This is a genomic window from Burkholderia contaminans (assembly GCF_029633825.1).
GTDB lineage: Bacteria > Pseudomonadota > Gammaproteobacteria > Burkholderiales > Burkholderiaceae > Burkholderia > Burkholderia contaminans.
This window is the reverse complement of the sequence record NZ_CP090640.1, coordinates 512,757-529,254: the sequence shown is the minus strand read 5'-3', so window position 1 is coordinate 529,254 and position 16,498 is coordinate 512,757. Positions and strand designations below refer to the sequence as shown.

The window sequence follows — 16,498 nt, the reverse complement described above, 5'->3', positions numbered from 1 at the left end:
TTCGCTTCTTTTTGTCGTACGCAACGGCTGCAACCTGGCGGCGTCAGACACGCGCGGCATCGCGCGTGCCGGCATTACCCGCCTGGCGATACGAATCCGGATCGATCCGGCGCATTTCCGCTTCGATCCATGCTTCGACCTGCGAGTTCAATGCATCGGGCGTCAGCCCCTCGCTGGGGATCGGCTTGCCGATCGACACGGTGACGACGCCCGGGAATTTCGTGAACGAGTTGCGCGGCCACACCCGACCTGCATTGTGCGCGATCGGCACGACGGGTGCACCGGTTTCGATCGCGAAGCGCGCGCCGCCCGTCTTGTACTTGCCCTGCTTGCCGACCGGCGTGCGCGTGCCCTCCGGGAACATGATCATCCATGCGCCTTCCGACAGGCGCTTCTTGCCCTGGCGGATCACCGACGTGAACGCGTTCTTGCCTTCCTTGCGGTTGATGTTGACCATGTGCAGCATCCCGAGCGCCCAGCCGAAGAACGGCACATACAGCAGCTCGCGCTTGAACACGTAGCAAAGCGGCCTCGGCATCAGCGCCGGAAACGCGAGCGTCTCCCACGCGGACTGGTGCTTGGACAGCAGCACCGCCGGGCCGTCGGGCAGGTTCTCGTACCCTTCGATCCGGTAGCGGATGCCGTTCAGCCAGCGCACGACCCACAGCGTCGACTTGCACCAGCCGGCCGCCATCCAGTAGCGCGCGTCGGAGCGCATGAATGGAAAGGCGATGAAGCACGCGGTGGCGTACGGCACCGTGTACAGGACGAAGTAGATCAGCAGCAGCAGGGAGCGGACGAAGCGCATCGGCGTAAGTCTGGCGTTAGGGAGGATGCGCGCGGCGGCTGCATCACTCGTGTTCGTGTGAAAGGAAATCGAGCGCGAACGCACGCAGGTCGTCGTGGACCTTCGTGCCGGGCGGCAGGTTGCCGGCGGCGAGCGTCTTCTTGCCCTTGCCGGTGAGCACGAGGTGCGGCTGGAAGCCGACCGCGACGCCGGCCTGCAGGTCGCGCAGCGAATCGCCGACGACCGGCATGTGACCGGGATCGATCTCGAAGCGCTCGGCGATCATCTGCATCATGCCGGGTTTCGGCTTGCGGCAGTCGCAGTGATCCTCGGCCGTGTGCGGGCAGAAGAACACCGCGTCGATACGTGCGCCGACCGCGGCCGCCGCGCGATGCATCTTCAGATGCATCTCGTTGAGCGCGGCCATGTCGAACAGCCCGCGACCGATGCCGGACTGGTTGGTCGCGACGACCACGCGATAACCCGCGTGGTTGAGCCGGGCGATCGCCTCGAGGGCGCCGGGCAGCGCGATCCATTCGTCGGGCGTCTTGATGAACGCATCCGAATCGACGTTGATCACGCCGTCCCGGTCGAGGACGACGAGCTTTCGGTTGGGGCTGGTCGGCATCGTGCGGCCCTTATGCGGCGAGCTTCGAGATGTCGGCGACGCAGTTCATCTGCTGGTGCAGCGCGGACAGCAGCGCGAGACGGTTCGCGCGCAGTGCCGGATCTTCCGCGTTGACCATCACGTCGTTGAAGAACGTGTCGACCGGTGCGCGCAGCGCGGCGAGCGCCGACAGCGCGCCCGTGTACGCACGCGCCTCGAGCTGCGACTGCACGTGCGGCGTCACGGCCGCGAGCTGTTCGTGCAGCGCCTTCTCGGCGGCCTCGACGAGCAGCGTCGGTTGCACCGTGCCGTTCGCGCCGCCTTCCGACTTCTTCAGGATGTTCGAGATCCGCTTGTTCGCGGCCGCGAGCGCTTCGGCTTCCGCGAGGCGCGTGAATTCGCGCACCGCGTCGAGGCGCGCGACGAGATCGTCGACGCGCGTCGGGTTCAGGCTCAGCACCGCGTCGACTTCGCCGGCCGAATAGCCGCGCTCGCGCAGCAGGCCGCGCAGGCGATCCATGAAGAACGCGAGGATCGCATCGGTCGATTCGGCCACGCCCGGCACGCCTTCGAAGCGTGCATGGGCCGTGCGCAGCAGCGACACGAGATCGAGCGGCAGCTGCTTCTCGAGCAGCAGGCGCAGCACGCCGAGCGCGTGGCGGCGCAGCGCGAACGGATCCTTTTCGCCGGTCGGCGCGAGGCCGATGCCCCAGATGCCGACGATCGTCTCGAGCTTGTCGGCGAGCGCGACGGCGGTCGACACGGGCGTGGTCGGCAGTGCGTCGCCGGAGAAGCGCGGCTGGTAGTGCTCGGCGCAGGCGAGCGCGACGTCGTCGGCTTCGCCGTCGTGGCGCGCGTAGTACGTGCCCATCGTGCCCTGCAGTTCCGGGAACTCGCCGACCATGTCGGTCAGCAGGTCGGCCTTCGCGAGACGCGCGGCGCGCTTCGCGTGCGTGGCGTCGGCGCCGATCGCGGGTGCGATCTCGCCAGCCAGCGCCTCGAGGCGCTCGACGCGTGCGAGCGCCGAACCGAGCTTGTTGTGATACACGACGTTCGCGAGCTGCGGCACGCGGTCGGCGAGCGGCTTCTTCTTGTCCTGCTCGAAGAAGAACTTCGCATCGGCGAGGCGCGGGCGCACGACGCGCTCGTTGCCTTCGATGATCTCGCCCGGCGTCTTCGTCTCGATGTTCGACACGATCAGGAAGCGCGAGCGCAGCTTGCCGGCGACGTCGGTCAGCGCGAAATACTTCTGGTTGGTTTGCATCGTGAGGATCAGGCATTCCTGCGGGACCTGCAGGAATTCGTCCTCGAAGCGGCACGGGTAGACGACCGGCCATTCGACCAGCGATGTCACTTCGTCGAGCAGCGACTCGGGCATCACGACGGTATCGCCGTTCGCGTGTTCGTTCAGCTGCGTGCGGATCGTTTCGCGGCGATCGGCGAAGTGCGCGATCACGCGGCCCTTGTCGCGCAGCGTGTCGGCGTAGGCGCGCGCATGCTGGATCGCGACGAGGCCGTCGGACAGGAAGCGGTGGCCGAGCGTCGTGTCGCCGGCGTCGACGCCGAACGCGGTGACGGGCACGACGCGATCGTCGTGCAGCACCGTCAGGCGATGCACCGGGCGCACGAACTTCACGTCGGAGCCGTCCGGGCGCTGGTAGGTCATCACCTTCGGGATCGGCAGCTTCTCGAGCGTCTCGTCGAGCGCGGCCTGCAGGCCGTCGGCGAGCGTCGCGCCGGCGGCCGAATAGTTGAGGAAGAACGCTTCGGCCTTGCCGTCCTGCGCGCGCTCGAGATCGGCGATCGACAGGTTCGGGTGGCCGAGCGCCGCGAGCTTCTTCGCGAGCGGGGCCGTCGGCTTGCCTTCGGCGTCGAGTGCGACCGACACGGGTAGGACTTTTTCGCGGACCTGCTTTTCAGGGGCGACGGCGCGCACGTTCTGCACGACGACGGCGAGGCGGCGCGGCGTGGCGTAGCGTTCGAACACGAGTTCGCCGTCGATGAGGTCGCGCGCCGCGAGGCGTTGCGCGAGACCTTCGGCGAATGCGTCGCCGAGGCGCGCGAGGGCCTTCGGCGGCAGCTCTTCGGTCAACAGTTCGACGAGCAGGGGGGCGGGATGATTGTGCGTCATGATTGGAATGAATCTCGTCTCGTCAGTCCTGATCGATCTTGCGTTCGACCTTGAGCGGCGGCGCCCACGCCGGCTGTGCGGCGTCCTGGGCGTCGGTGGTGAGGCCCGGCACGCCCGGCGGGTTGCCGAGCATCGGGAAGCCGAGCTTCTCGCGCGAGTCGTAGTAGGCCTGCGCGACGAGACGCGACAGCGCGCGGATGCGGCCGATGTACGCCGCGCGCTCGGTGACCGAGATCGCGCCGCGCGCATCGAGCAGGTTGAACGTGTGGCCGGCCTTCAGCACGAGCTCGTATGCGGGCAGCGCGAGCTGCGCGTCGATCATCTTCTTCGCTTCCGCTTCGTAGCTGTTGAAGAACGTGAACAGCAGGTCGACGTTCGCGTGCTCGAAGTTGTAGGTCGATTGCTCGACCTCGTTCTGGTGGTAGACGTCGCCGTACGACAGGCGGCGCAGTTCGGGGCCGTTCGGGCCTTGCTCTTCCCACTCGGTCCACACGAGGTCGTACACGTTCTCGACCTTCTGCAGGTACATCGCGAGGCGCTCGAGGCCGTACGTGATCTCGCCGAGCACCGGCTTGCAGTCGAGGCCGCCGACCTGCTGGAAATACGTGAACTGCGTGACTTCCATCCCGTTCAGCCACACTTCCCAGCCGAGGCCCCACGCGCCGAGCGTCGGGTTTTCCCAGTCGTCCTCGACGAAACGCACGTCGTTCTGCTGCAGGTCGAAGCCGAGCGCCTCGAGCGAGCCGAGGTACAGGTCGAGGATGTTTTCCGGCGCCGGCTTGAGCACGACCTGGTACTGGTAGTAGTGCTGCAGGCGGTTCGGGTTCTCGCCGTAACGGCCGTCCTTCGGGCGGCGCGACGGCTGCACGTACGCGGCGCGCCACGGCTCGGGGCCGACCGCGCGCAGGAACGTGTGGACGTGCGACGTGCCCGCGCCGACTTCCATGTCGATGGGCTGGAGCAGGGCGCAACCCTGCTTGTCCCAGTAGGACTGCAGCGTCAGGATGATTTGCTGAAACGTAAGCATGAAGAGCCTTCGTGGCGCTGGCGCTCCGTTGCGGGCGGCGCTCCGGGCGGGGCCCGGAGGGTCGGCTCGCGCGGCGGCGCGGCTTGTTAGTGTGCTGAAACGCGTAATTTTACCGGATCGGCGAGCGGATGCGGCCGGAACGCGGGTGAGCACGCCGTCGGCCCCGTGCGAGCGGCCTGCGCGGGGCGTGACCGGCGCGTGCCGGGTGATCGCGCGGCACGTTGCGACGCAGGTGCCGCGCGGCTTTGCGCGGGCGTTAAGATGCGCGTATTGCGGTGCGCGCGACGCGTGCCGCGCCACCGCTAGCCGACTCCGACTGCATGGACGATCCGACCGATATCCTCATCCCGCTGCTCCCGCCCTTCCTCGCGCTGCTCGGGCAGGCCGCCGATGCGCAGGCGCGCGGCGAGCAGCCCGCGCACGATCTGTGGCTGGCCGCTGCCGGGCATCTGCATGCGGTCGACGCCGATGCGCTAGCGCAACTCACCGGCGCGCTCGTCTCGCGGCAGCGCACGGCCGATGCGATCGCGCTCGCCGAATGCGCGGCGCGCGTGCAGCCGGGCGCGACCGCATACTTCAATCACGGCTACGCGCTCCAGATGGCGGGCCGGCACGCGGACGCCGTGGCACCGTATCGCGCCGCGCTGGCGCTCGACGCCGACCGGCCATCGCTGCGCAACAATCTCGCGATCGCGCTGCGGATGTCGGGTAGCAGCCGCGCGGAGGAGATCGCGCTGCTCGAAGCGGCGGTGCGCTTCGATCCACGCGACGTGCAGGCGTGGATCAATCTCGTCGTCGCGCGGCTCGCGACGCACGACCTGGACGCCGCGCTCGCGTGCGCGGCGCGGCTCGTCGAGCTCGCGCCCGACAACGCGCTCGCGATGAACAACGTCGCACTGGCGATGAAGGAGGCGCAGCGCTGGGACGACGCCGAGCGCTACGCGGCGCGCGCATGCGAACTGGCGCCCGACGACGCGTCGTACCGTTTCAACCTGGCGATCGTCCAGCTCGTGCGCGGCAACTACGCGGCCGGCTGGCGCGGCCACGAGGCGCGCTGGGACGGCGCGGGCGAGTTGCGCGGCCGCCGGCCGGTGCTGCCGGGCCCGCGCTGGCAGGGCGAGCCGCTCGCCGGCAAGACGCTGCTGGTGTGGGGCGAGCAGGGGCTCGGCGACGTACTGCAGTTCTGCCGCTTCGTCGCGCCGCTCGCCGAGCGCGTGCATCGCGAGGGCGGCCGGCTCATCTGGAATACGTTCCCGCTGGTGGGCACGCTGATGCAGCGCAGCCTCGGCGCGCATGCGGACGCATTCAGCGCGGGCGGCGGCATCGAATTGCTGCCGGCCTTCGATTACGAAGTACCGCTGATCGGCCTTCCGCTGATGCTCGGCATGGAAGCGTCGACGCTCGCGTCGTCGGTGCCGTATCTGCGGGCCGATCCGCAGGCGCGCGATGCGTGGCGCGCGCGGCTCGCGGGCGACCCCCGGCTGAAGGTCGGGCTCGTGTGGACGGGCAGCGCGGGGCACCAGCGCAATCCGTTCCGGCGGGTGGGGCTCGAGCGCTATGCCGACGCGTTCCGCGGGATCGACGGCGTCGCGTTCCATTCGCTGCAACCGGGCGCGAACGCGGATGTCGAGGCGGCGCGCGCGGCCGGCTTCGCGATCGAGGATGTCACCGCGGAACTGACGAGCTTCGACGATACGGCCGCGTTCATCGGTGCGCTGGATCTCGTGATCACCGTGTGCACGTCGGTCGCGCACCTGGCGGGTGCGCTCGGCGCGCGCACCTGGGTGCTGCTCGACGTGAATCCGCACTGGCCGTGGCTGCTCGAACGCAAGGACAGCCCGTGGTACCCGACCGCGACGCTGTACCGGCAACCGGTGTTCGGCGCGTGGGCGCCGGTGATGGACGAGGTGGGCCGCGACCTGCGGCGCCTGGCCGCGCAGCCGCGCTAACAGGCTCAAGCGACTCAAGCGGCTCAATCGGCAGGGTCGGCCCGGCGGGCCTGAGCGGCCGGCCGGTCAGCGGCTATGGGCCGCTGCTGCATGTTGCATTCGGCGGCCGCCACGCACTGCGCAGCGGCCGCCCGCCGTCATTCCGGCTGGCCGTCGCCGTTCTTCCGGCCGTTGCGCCGGCGCAGCCCGGGGCCGAACGTGAAGCCGAACGCCAGCAGTACGAGCGACACCGCGAGCACGATGTTGTTGCCGCTCGTCACGTAGGGCGTGAAGCCGCTGGTGCCTTCGATCCGCACGTCGAGCGAGCCGATCGTGAACGGCTTCAGTTGCCCGAGCACGCGGCCGCGCGCATCGATCGCGGCCGTCATCCCCGTGTTGGTCGAGCGCAGCATCGGACGGCCCGTCTCGAGCGAGCGCATCCGCGCGATCTGCAGGTGCTGGTCGAGCGCGATCGTGTCGCCGAACCACGCGAGGTTCGTCACGTTGACGAGCACGCCCGGCGGCTGCGGGTTGTCGCGGATCGTCGCGGCGATTTCCTCGCCGAACAAGTCCTCGTAGCAGATGTCGGCCATCACGGGCTGGTTGTGCACGAGGAACGGCTTCTGCACGGGCGCGCCGCGCGCGAAGTCGCCGAGCGGCATCTTCATCAGGTCGACGAACCACCGGAAGCCCCACGGGATGAATTCGCCGAAGGGCACGAGGTGGTGCTTGTCGTAGTGATAGATGTCGCGCGAATTCGGCGTCACGCCGTACAGGCTGTTCGTATAGTCGACGTAGCGGCCGTCCTCGGTCACCGATGCGCCGACCGCGCCGAACAGCACGGCCGAGCCCGTCGTGTCGCTGAACTTGCGGATCGCGACGGCGAACGGCTCGGGCAGCTCCTGGATCATCACCGCGATCGCGGTTTCCGGCGTGACGATCAGGTCGGCCGGCTTCTCGATGATCATCTGCGTGTACATCTTGATCGCCGCGTCGATGCCCGCTTCCTCGAACTTGATGTCCTGCTTCACGTTGCCCTGCAGCAGCCGCACCGTGAGCGGCTTGTTCGCGGGCACGGTCCACGTGACCTGCGACAGGCCGAGACCGGCCGCGATCAGCGCGACCGCGATGCCGGCCGGCGCGGCGATACGCACGCGCGCATCGCCGGCACGGGGTTCGGCAAGCGGCGACGGCCGGGCGGCGGCGAGCGCCTGCACGACCAGCGCGGCGAACAGCGCGAGCACCCACGCGACCCCGTACACGCCGGCAACCGGCGCGAAACCCGCGAACGGGCCGTCGACCTGCGGATAGCCGCTTGCAAGCCACGGGAAGCCGGTGAGGACGGTGCCGCGCAGCCATTCGCCGAGTGCCCATGCGCTCGCGAATGCGAATGCGCCGTGCCAGGTCGGCGAGAACGGCCGCGGGTCGGGCGTGCGGCGATGCCACGCATGGCCCGCGCAGAACGACCACAGCCCGGCGGAGAACGCCGGGTACAGCGACAGGTACAGCGAGAACAGCACGAGCGCGCCGCCCGCGAGCGGCGCGGCCATCTCGCCGTACACGTGCATGCTGATGTAGAGCCACCAGACGCCGGTGATGAAGTTGCCGAAGCCGAACGCGCCGCCGGTGAGCGCGGCGCTGCGCCAGCTTGCGGTGCGCGTGAGCTGCGCGAAAAACCAGACGAATACGACGAGTTGCAGCCAGCCGCCATGCGGCGTCGGTGCGAAGCTGAGCGTATTGGCTGCGCCGGCGAGCAGCGCGGCCGGGTAGTGCCAGCGCGGCAGCGCGCGGCCGGGTGTCGGCGCGAGAAGGCCGCCAGCCGGGCGGGACAGGATCGGATCGTCCATGTGAAGCGGAAGTGGGCGAGCGGTTGTGGAACGCGCGGCTGGCGCGCGACGGTCAGTCCTCGTGCGAGGCTTCGGCGCGACGGCTGGCGAGCGGATTGCGGCGTACCAGCAGTACGTGGACCTGGCGAGCATCGCCGCGCTGGATCTCGAACACGAGGTTGCCGAGTTGCAGCTTCTCGCCGCGATGCGGGACGCGACCGAAATGATGCGTGATCAGCCCGCCGATCGTATCGACTTCGTCGTCGGGGAAATCGGTGCCGAACGTCTCGTTGAACTGTTCGATCTCGGTGAGCGCGCGCACGCGGTAGCGGCCGTCGGGCCCCGAGATGATGTTGCCGGCTTCCTCGTCGAAGTCGTATTCGTCCTCGATGTCGCCGACGATCTGCTCGAGCACGTCCTCGATCGTGATCAGGCCCGCGACGCCGCCGTATTCGTCGACGACGATCGCGAGGTGGTTGCGGTTCACGCGGAAGTCGTGCAGCAGCACGTTCAGGCGCTTCGATTCGGGAATGAACACGGCCGGGCGCAGCATCCCGCGCACGTCGAATTCCTCTTCGGCATAGAAACGCAGCAGATCCTTCGCGAGCAGCACGCCGATGACGTTGTCGCGGTTCTCCTCGTACACGGGGTAGCGCGAGTGCGCCTTCTCGAGGACGAACGGGATGAAATCTTCGGGCTTGTCGGCGATGTTGATCGCGTCCATCTGGGCGCGCGGCACCATGATGTCGCGTGCGCACAGGTCGGATACCTGGAACACGCCTTCGATCATCGACAGCGAATCGGCGTCGATCAGGTTGCGCTCGTGGGCATCCTGGAGGATTTCCAGCAACTCGCCGCGGGATTCGGGCTCGGGCGAGATGAAGTCGGTCAGGCGCTCGAGGAGCGAGCGCTTTTCTTGCGGTTTGTCGGTTAGCTTACGACTGGGATACGAATCGTTCATGGTGGTGCGCCCGGGTCATGCCGGAGCGCGCGGTCACGGAGTAGGCAAGGATACACCAAGGGCACGACGCGACCGTGTCACACCGGCCGCTCGGCCAGGGTGGGCAGCTTGCGCAGGCCCCGTTCGCGGACGGCCGCGCCGGGCGCGACGCCGTCCTCGGCTCCATCCTATCTCAGAAAGGCGCGGCGGGGCAGCGGCGGCAAAAATCGGGTGCGGTAGGGGCGGGGCGCCGTGACGCGCGAAAACGTCCTGCGGAGGCGGCCCGGGGCGGCATTCTGACGCACGCGGGTTTTGCCGCCGCGCCGCGGTTCAGAACCGCATGCCGGCCGAGCAGCCGCCGGCGGCCGCGCCGTTGGTCGCGGCGCCGCCGCAGCCCGAGATTCCGCAGCCGGACAGCGCGACGCTCGCGGCGACGATCAGCGCGGCTATCTTGCAATGCGACCAGCGTGACGGTTTCATCGGGCGTGTCCTTGTTCGAATGCGCATGCGGCGCGGCAGCGCGTAGCGGCAAGCCGGGCGCCGTGCCGCGTCATCGACATCGCGCGAGCAGCCCTTCGAGTGCGCGATCGGGGATGCCGCTCGCGCGCAGCGCATCGACGGTGCGGCTCACGTAGTCGAGCGTCGTGCCGTAGCGGCCGGCCGCGCAGCCGAACACTTCCTTCACGACGGGATCGGTCAGCTTGCCCGTGTAGGTGGGCGCGTCGCGGCGCATCACGAACGCGAGCGCGTTCACGCGTTCGCCGGTTTCCAGCGAGCAGGGCAGCCACGCGGGCCGGTATGAACCCATCGGCATTTCGCGCTTCCACAGCGTTTCGAGGTGCGGTTGCGCGGTCGGGCCGGCGAGCCGGAACGCGATGCCCGAGCAGGAGCCGCCGCGATCGAGCGCGAGCACGAGGCCCGGGCGTTCGGGCGTGCCGCGGTTCACGCGCGACCACAGGTAGAGCCCGCGGTGATAGCCGTGCACCTTGCCGCGCACGGCGGCGACGGTCGGCAACCCCGGGTTCCAGATCAGCGAGCCGTAGCCGAACAGCCACAGATCCTGCTGGCCGTCCCAGTCGCGCATCGTGTGCGCGAGCGAAGCCGCGAGCTCGTCTTCCGTCAGCAGGCGCCCGTCGCCGATCGACGGCGGGTAGGCGGGCGGGATCGTCGCGACGTTGCGCATCGTGCGGAGGGCTTACTGGTACGGGTTCGGGAAGCCCAGCTTCGCGAGGATGTCGACTTCGAGCGCTTCCATTTCGGCTGCGTCCTCGTCGCTCGTCTCGTGGTCGTAGCCCTGCGCATGCAGCGCGCCGTGCACCAGCAGGTGCGCGTAGTGGGCCGTGAGCGGCTTGCCCTGGTCGTGCGCTTCCTTCTCGACGACCGGGCAGCACAGCACGAGGTCGCCGATCACGGTGCCGTCTGGCGCCGCGTCGTACGCGAAGGTCAGCACGTTGGTCGGGTAGTCCTTGTGGCGATAGCCGGCGTTCAGTGTGCGGCCTTCTTCTTCGCCGACGAAGCGCACGGTGAGCTGCGCGCTGGCGAACAGCGCCGGCTCGATCCACTCGGCGATCAGCTTGCGCTTCGGTAGCGTCTTGCGCACGTCGCTCGTGATTTCGTCACCGTATTGCACGGACAGGTCGAGCTCCGGCTCGCGCAGCGCGTCTTCGGTGTCGTCTTCGCGCGGGGCGGGCTCGGCGCCCACGTGCAGCGTCACGCTGTCGTAGTGCTCGGGCTGCAGCGCGAGCTTTGCGCGCATGGCCGGATCGTTGTGCTGCGCGACGATCGCGACGGCGGCTTCTCCCGAACTGCCCGACAGGTCGAACATCAGGCTGCGGCCATCCGGGAAGTCGATTCGCAGCCCTTGTGCGTTGACGGTCCGGGCCTTGCCCTTCGCGTCGAACAGCGAAAGGCGGGGGGAGGCGGGCGCGGCGGACTGGGCGCGCCCGGACTTGCGGGAACGGGAGGATTTCATGACGCGTGCGGCGATTAGAACGCGTTGAGGATACACCAAACGGCCGATCGCACCCGAATTGGCACCGGCGAAAAAAAGCCCGGCGCGCCGTCTGGCGGGCCGGGCCGGGCTGTCAGGCCGGGGCGGCATACAGGTGCCGCCGGCCGGTCAGCCGTCCTGGTGCTGCGCGTGGAATTCGTCGTACGCCTCGACGATGCGCGCGACGAGCGGATGACGCACGACGTCGGCGCTCGTGAAGCGCGTGAGCGCGATGCCGCGCACGCCGCCGAGCACCTGCTGCGCCTCGACGAGGCCGCTCTTGTGGCCGCGCGGCAGGTCGACCTGGCTCGTGTCGCCGGTCACGACTGCCTTCGAGCCGAAGCCGATCCGCGTGAGGAACATCTTCATCTGCTCGGGCGTCGTGTTCTGCGCCTCGTCGAGGATGATGAACGCGTGGTTCAGCGTGCGGCCGCGCATGTACGCGAGCGGCGCGATCTCGATCATCTGGCGCTCGAACATCTTCGCCGTCTTGTCGAAGCCGAGCAGGTCGTACAGCGCGTCGTACAGCGGACGCAGGTACGGGTCGACCTTCTGCGCGAGATCGCCCGGCAGGAAGCCGAGCCGCTCGCCGGCCTCGACGGCCGGGCGCGTCAGCACGATCCGCTTGACCTGGTCGCGCTCGAGCGCGTCGACCGCGCACGCGACCGCGAGGTAGGTCTTGCCGGTGCCGGCCGGCCCGATGCCGAACGTCACGTCGTGCTGCAGGATCTGCTTCAGGTACTCGCGCTGCGCCGGCGTGCGGCCGCGCAGGTCGGCGCGCCGTGTATAGAGCTTCGGCGCGGGCTCCTCGTCCGGCTCGCTGGCGTCGAGCTGGACGACAGGCTCGTCGAACGGATGGTCGGGGTCGCCGCGAAAGCGCACGTCGAGCGTGTCCTGGCGGCCGTTGCCGGACGTGTGGCGCACTTCCACCAGCGCGAGCTGGATGTCGTCGACCGACAGCGCATCGCGCGCACGGTTGTAGAAGTTCTCGAGCGCGGTGAGCGCGAGCTTGGCGCCGCGCCCGCGGATCGCGATCCGGTGGCCGCGTCGCGCGAGCGTGACGTCGAGCGCCTGTTCGATCTGCCGCAGGTTCTCGTCGAGCGGGCCGCAGAGGTTGGCGAGGCGCGCGTTGTCGTCGCGCGGCGCGACGAATTCCAGTGCTTGGGTCGGCTTCAAAGTGGCGTCGGGCTCCTGTTGAGCGTCAGTCAGTGGGTGGCCGCGCTCGCGTCGTCGCTCACGAGCACGAGCTCGCCGCGCAGCGAATGCGGGTACGCATGGTTGATCTTCACGTCGATCATCTGGCCGATCAGGCGCGGGTGCGACGCGAGCGGCGCCGGGAAATTCACGACCCGGTTGTTCTCGGTGCGGCCCGCGAGTTCGTTCGGGTCCTTGCGCGACGGGCCCTCGACGAGGATCCGCTCGACCTTCCCGACCATCGACTGGCTGATGCGCGCGACGTTTTCCTCGATGGTCGCCTGCAGATGTTGCAGGCGTTTGAGCTTCACTTCGCGCGGCGTGTCGTCGTGCAGGTTCGCGGCCGGCGTGCCGGGGCGCGGGCTGTAGATGAACGAGAAGCTGGTGTCGTAGCTCATCTCGTGCACGAGCGCCATCATCTTGTCGAAATCGTCCTCGGTCTCGCCGGGGAAGCCGACGATCATGTCGGTCGACAGCGACAGGTCGGGGCGGATCGCGCGCAGCTTGCGGATCACCGACTTGTATTCGAGCACCGTGTAGCCGCGCTTCATCGCCATCAGGATGCGGTCGGAGCCGTGCTGGACGGGCAGGTGCAGGTGGCTCACGAGCTTCGGCACCTTTGCGTAGGTGTCGATCAGGCGCTGCGTGAATTCCTTCGGGTGCGACGTCGTGTAGCGGATCCGCTCGATGCCGGGGATGTCGGCGACGTATTCGATCAGCGTCGCGAAATCGGCGATTTCGGACGAGCCGGCCGCCAGCGCGCCGCGATACGCGTTCACGTTCTGGCCGAGCAGCGTGACTTCGCGCACGCCCTGGTCGGCGAGGCCGGCCACTTCGGTCAGCACGTCGTCGAGCGGGCGCGACACTTCATCGCCGCGCGTGTACGGCACCACGCAGTAGCTGCAGTACTTCGAGCAGCCTTCCATGATCGACACGAACGCGCTCGGCCCCTCGACGCGCGCGGGCGGCAGGTGGTCGAACTTCTCGATTTCGGGGAACGAGATGTCGACCTGCGCACGGCCGCTCTCGCGGCGCGCGTCGATCATCTGCGGCAGGCGGTGCAGGGTTTGCGGGCCGAACACGAGGTCGACGTACGGCGCGCGCGACACGATCGATGCGCCTTCCTGGCTCGCGACACAGCCGCCGACGCCGATCAGCAGGCCGGGCTTCGCTTCCTTCAGCTCGCGCACGCGGCCGAGATCGGAGAACACCTTCTCCTGCGCCTTTTCACGCACCGAGCACGTGTTGAACAGGATGATGTCCGCGTCTTCCGGCGTATCGGTCTTTTCGAGGCCTTCGGCCGCATTCAGCACGTCCACCATCTTGTCCGAGTCGTACTCGTTCATCTGGCAGCCGAAGGTCTTTACGTAAACTTTCTTGGTCATGGGGGTTCGCCGTTCGCAGTGGTTGACCTGGGGGCGTCGTCTAGAGGGTGAATCGGGACGGCCGTGCGCTGCACGCGGATGGCGCGCAGCCAGCATGAGAAGCCGTCGGGAAAGCCTTTCATTATAGCTTTTCGTGCCGGCCGGGACGGGAGGCGGGTTGCGGCCGCGCGACGCCGGGCTCCAGGTTCCGACCCCTTGGCGTCGGCGCGTCGGCCGTCAGCGGCACGCGTTCAGCAGGTCTTCGTGCGCGGCTTCCTCGCGCGCGAAGCGTTCGGCGAGAAAGTCGAGCAGCACGCGCACGCGCGGCGCCATGTAGCGCTTGCCCGGATAGATCGCGTGCAGCGCTGCGCTCTGGTGCCGCCAGTCCGGCAGCAGGACCTTGAGCCGCCCGGCGCGGATGTCGTCGGCGACATCCCAGATCGAGTTCAGCACGATGCCGCGGCCGCGCAGCGCCCACTCGCGGGCGAGGCCGCCGTCGTTGGTCTCGAACGCGGTGGCGAGCGGTACCGTGCAGGTTTGTGTGTCGTCGCCGCGCGTGAAGCGCCACGTGTTCATCGGGCCGGACGCCACCGTGATCACGTTGCACGGAAAGCGGGCCAGATCTTCCGGATCGCTCGGCACGCCGTGGCGTTCGATGAACGACGGCGCCGCGCACGGCACGCGCCGGTCCGCGGCGAGCCGGCGGGCGATCAGCGCGCCGTCGGGCGGCGCCGCGAAGCGGATCGCGAGGTCGATCTCGTCCTGCCACAGGTTCGCCGTCGAGTCGGACGCCGTCAGCGAGAACGTCACGTTCGGGTAGCGCGCGGTGAATTCATCGAGCCAGTCGAGCAGCCGGCGGCGGCCGAAATCGGACGTCGCCGACAGCCGTACCCGGCCGCCGACGACGTTGCGGCCGGCCTGCAACAGCGCGTTCGCGTCATCGAGCGCCTGCAACGCCTGCCGGCAGCCGTTCAGGTACAGGCGGCCCTCGTCGGTGAGCCGCAACTGCCGGGTCGAGCGGTCGAACAGCCGGGTGGCGACCGCCGCCTCGAGCTTCGCGAGGCGCGCGCTCGCGGCGGCCGGCGTGAGGTTCAGCTTGCGCCCGGCGGCGGACAGGCTACCCAGCTCGGCCGCCTCGACGAACAGCCGGATATCGCCCAGTCGATCCATGCGATTTTCCAGAAATATTTGAAAATGGTTCAAACGCCAAGCCAATTATCAAATATCGGCATCTTCGGGACAATGCGCACATCCTGCCTTTTGTGCGGTGCGGCACCGACCGGGCGCCGCGTCCGCCGCCTTCCGGAGAACCCCATGCCCATTCCGTTACTGGCGCTTGCGATCAGCGCCTTCGCCATCGGTACCACCGAGTTCGTCATCATGGGCCTGTTGCCCGAGGTCGCGCGCGACCTGGCCGTGTCGCTGCCGTCTGCCGGCCTGCTGGTCACGGGTTACGCGCTCGGTGTCGCGGCCGGCGCGCCGCTGCTCGCGGTGCTGACGAGCCGCATGCCGCGCAAGGCCGCGCTGCAGTTGCTGATGGCGATCTTCATCGTCGGCAACGTGCTGTGCGCGACTGCGTCCGGCTACGCGATGCTGATGGTCGCGCGGGTCGTCACGTCGTTCGCGCACGGGTCGTTCTTCGGGATCGGTGCAGTGGTCGCCGCGTCGCTCGTGCCGGCCGACAAGCGTGCGAGCGCGATCGCGCTGATGTTCACGGGGCTCACGCTGTCGAACGTGCTGGGCGTGCCGTTCGGCACCTTCGTCGGCCAGTTGCTTGGCTGGCGCGCGTCGTTCTGGATCGTCGCCGCGCTCGGCGTGCTGTCGCTCGGCGGCGTCGCCGCGCTGGTGCCGAACCGCCACGACAGCGGGCCGGTCGGCCTCGGCCACGAAGTGCGCGTGCTGAAGGAGCCGCAGGTGTGGCTCGCGCTGCTGATGACCGTGCTCGGCTTCGGCGGCGTGTTCGTCGTGTTCACGTACATCGCGCCGATTCTCCAGTCCGTGTCGGGCTATTCGCCGCGCTCGGTCGCGCTGATCCTCGTCCTGTTCGGCGCGGGGCTGACGATCGGCAACACGCTCGGCGGCAAGCTCGCGGACCGCGCGCTGATGCCGTCGTTGATCGCGATCCTCGTTGCGCTGATGGCCGTGATGGTCGTGTTCGCCAAGACGAGCCACCATCCGGTCGCGGCGGCCGTCACCGTGTTCGTATGGGGGATCGCCGCATTTGCGACGGTGCCGCCGCTCCAGGCGCACGTGGTCGAGAAGGCCGCGAGCGCGCCGCATCTCGCATCGACGCTGAACATCGGCGCGTTCAACGTCGGCAATGCGCTCGGCGCGTGGCTCGGCGGCCTTGCGCTGGAACACGGCCTGGCGCTCGATGCGCTGCCCTGGGTGGCCGTCGCGGTGACGTTCGCGGCGCTCGTCGTCACGTGGTTTGCGATGCGGCTCGACGCGCGCGGGCCGGCGCGCGGCACGGCGCCGGCGGCGCAATGAGCCGTGCAACGCGGCGCCGGCGCGACGCGATAGCGGCGGGAAAAGGTTCGCGACGAACGCATTCCTCCGCGATGCTGATAACGGTGTGAAGATAACTTCGTTTGCCGGTGCAAGACCGGGTGATAGCGTCTCGATACGCGCCGTTGCTGGCGCAACCCGATTCCGATCCCGGCTTACCCCATATGCAGGGCTGCACAGCGGCCCGGAGGCAATG

14 protein-coding genes are annotated in these 16,498 nt (G+C 68.7%); 2 read left to right on the top strand and 12 right to left on the bottom strand.

Annotation, left to right across the window (positions count from 1 at the left end; all coding sequences use genetic code 11):
• Window positions 1-43: 43 nt before the first annotated feature.
• From LXE91_RS02495 to glyQ, 4 genes are read right to left on the bottom strand one after another with little or no spacing between them, the layout of a single operon-like run.
• On the bottom strand, window positions 44-808 hold the full coding sequence (locus LXE91_RS02495; protein WP_039360052.1) for a lysophospholipid acyltransferase family protein: 765 nt from the start codon (window positions 806-808) through the stop codon (window positions 44-46).
• A gap of 43 nt (window positions 809-851) precedes the next feature.
• Complete coding sequence (gmhB, locus tag LXE91_RS02490) at window positions 852-1,415, bottom strand: D-glycero-beta-D-manno-heptose 1,7-bisphosphate 7-phosphatase (RefSeq protein WP_039360051.1); 564 nt, start codon at window positions 1,413-1,415, stop codon at window positions 852-854.
• A 10-nt stretch (window positions 1,416-1,425) separates the two neighbouring features.
• Window positions 1,426-3,525, bottom strand: coding sequence for a glycine--tRNA ligase subunit beta (glyS, locus tag LXE91_RS02485; RefSeq protein ID WP_039360049.1), 2,100 nt, complete (start codon window positions 3,523-3,525; stop codon window positions 1,426-1,428).
• A gap of 22 nt (window positions 3,526-3,547) precedes the next feature.
• Entirely contained in the window at window positions 3,548-4,552 is a 1,005-nt protein-coding gene (gene glyQ / locus LXE91_RS02480) for a glycine--tRNA ligase subunit alpha (protein WP_011885965.1), read from the bottom strand.
• A gap of 320 nt (window positions 4,553-4,872) precedes the next feature.
• Between glyQ and LXE91_RS02475 the strand changes: the two genes are divergently transcribed.
• Window positions 4,873-6,501 (top strand): tetratricopeptide repeat protein, encoded by a 1,629-nt coding sequence (locus LXE91_RS02475; protein WP_039360048.1) that lies wholly within the window; start codon window positions 4,873-4,875, stop codon window positions 6,499-6,501.
• Window positions 6,502-6,638: 137 nt separating this feature from the next.
• Here LXE91_RS02475 and lnt read toward each other — a convergent pair whose 3' ends face one another.
• The 8 genes from lnt to LXE91_RS02435 form a co-directional block, all read right to left on the bottom strand.
• The gene (gene lnt / locus LXE91_RS02470; protein ID WP_039360045.1) at window positions 6,639-8,327 is read right to left on the bottom strand and encodes an apolipoprotein N-acyltransferase; all 1,689 of its coding nucleotides are present in this window, start codon (window positions 8,325-8,327) and stop codon (window positions 6,639-6,641) included.
• Between the two features lie 52 nt (window positions 8,328-8,379).
• Window positions 8,380-9,267, bottom strand: coding sequence for an HlyC/CorC family transporter (locus tag LXE91_RS02465; RefSeq protein WP_039360042.1), 888 nt, complete (start codon window positions 9,265-9,267; stop codon window positions 8,380-8,382).
• Window positions 9,268-9,576: 309 nt separating this feature from the next.
• Window positions 9,577-9,726: a hypothetical protein gene (locus LXE91_RS02460; RefSeq protein WP_278068108.1), complete on the bottom strand. Its 150-nt coding sequence runs from the start codon at window positions 9,724-9,726 to the stop codon at window positions 9,577-9,579.
• 70 nt (window positions 9,727-9,796) lie between these two features.
• Window positions 9,797-10,429: a gamma-glutamylcyclotransferase gene (locus tag LXE91_RS02455; protein ID WP_039360039.1), complete on the bottom strand. Its 633-nt coding sequence runs from the start codon at window positions 10,427-10,429 to the stop codon at window positions 9,797-9,799.
• Between the two features lie 12 nt (window positions 10,430-10,441).
• The gene (gene ybeY, locus LXE91_RS02450) at window positions 10,442-11,218 is read right to left on the bottom strand and encodes an rRNA maturation RNase YbeY (RefSeq protein ID WP_039360036.1); all 777 of its coding nucleotides are present in this window, start codon (window positions 11,216-11,218) and stop codon (window positions 10,442-10,444) included.
• Between the two features lie 147 nt (window positions 11,219-11,365).
• On the bottom strand, window positions 11,366-12,412 hold the full coding sequence (locus LXE91_RS02445; protein ID WP_039360031.1) for a PhoH family protein: 1,047 nt from the start codon (window positions 12,410-12,412) through the stop codon (window positions 11,366-11,368).
• 29 nt (window positions 12,413-12,441) lie between these two features.
• The gene (miaB, locus tag LXE91_RS02440) at window positions 12,442-13,815 is read right to left on the bottom strand and encodes a tRNA (N6-isopentenyl adenosine(37)-C2)-methylthiotransferase MiaB (RefSeq protein WP_039360028.1); all 1,374 of its coding nucleotides are present in this window, start codon (window positions 13,813-13,815) and stop codon (window positions 12,442-12,444) included.
• 216 nt (window positions 13,816-14,031) lie between these two features.
• Window positions 14,032-14,964: a LysR family transcriptional regulator gene (locus tag LXE91_RS02435; protein ID WP_039360025.1), complete on the bottom strand. Its 933-nt coding sequence runs from the start codon at window positions 14,962-14,964 to the stop codon at window positions 14,032-14,034.
• A 144-nt stretch (window positions 14,965-15,108) separates the two neighbouring features.
• Between LXE91_RS02435 and LXE91_RS02430 the strand changes: the two genes are divergently transcribed.
• On the top strand, window positions 15,109-16,284 hold the full coding sequence (locus tag LXE91_RS02430; protein ID WP_039360022.1) for an MFS transporter: 1,176 nt from the start codon (window positions 15,109-15,111) through the stop codon (window positions 16,282-16,284).
• The last annotated feature ends 214 nt before the right edge of the window (window positions 16,285-16,498 follow it).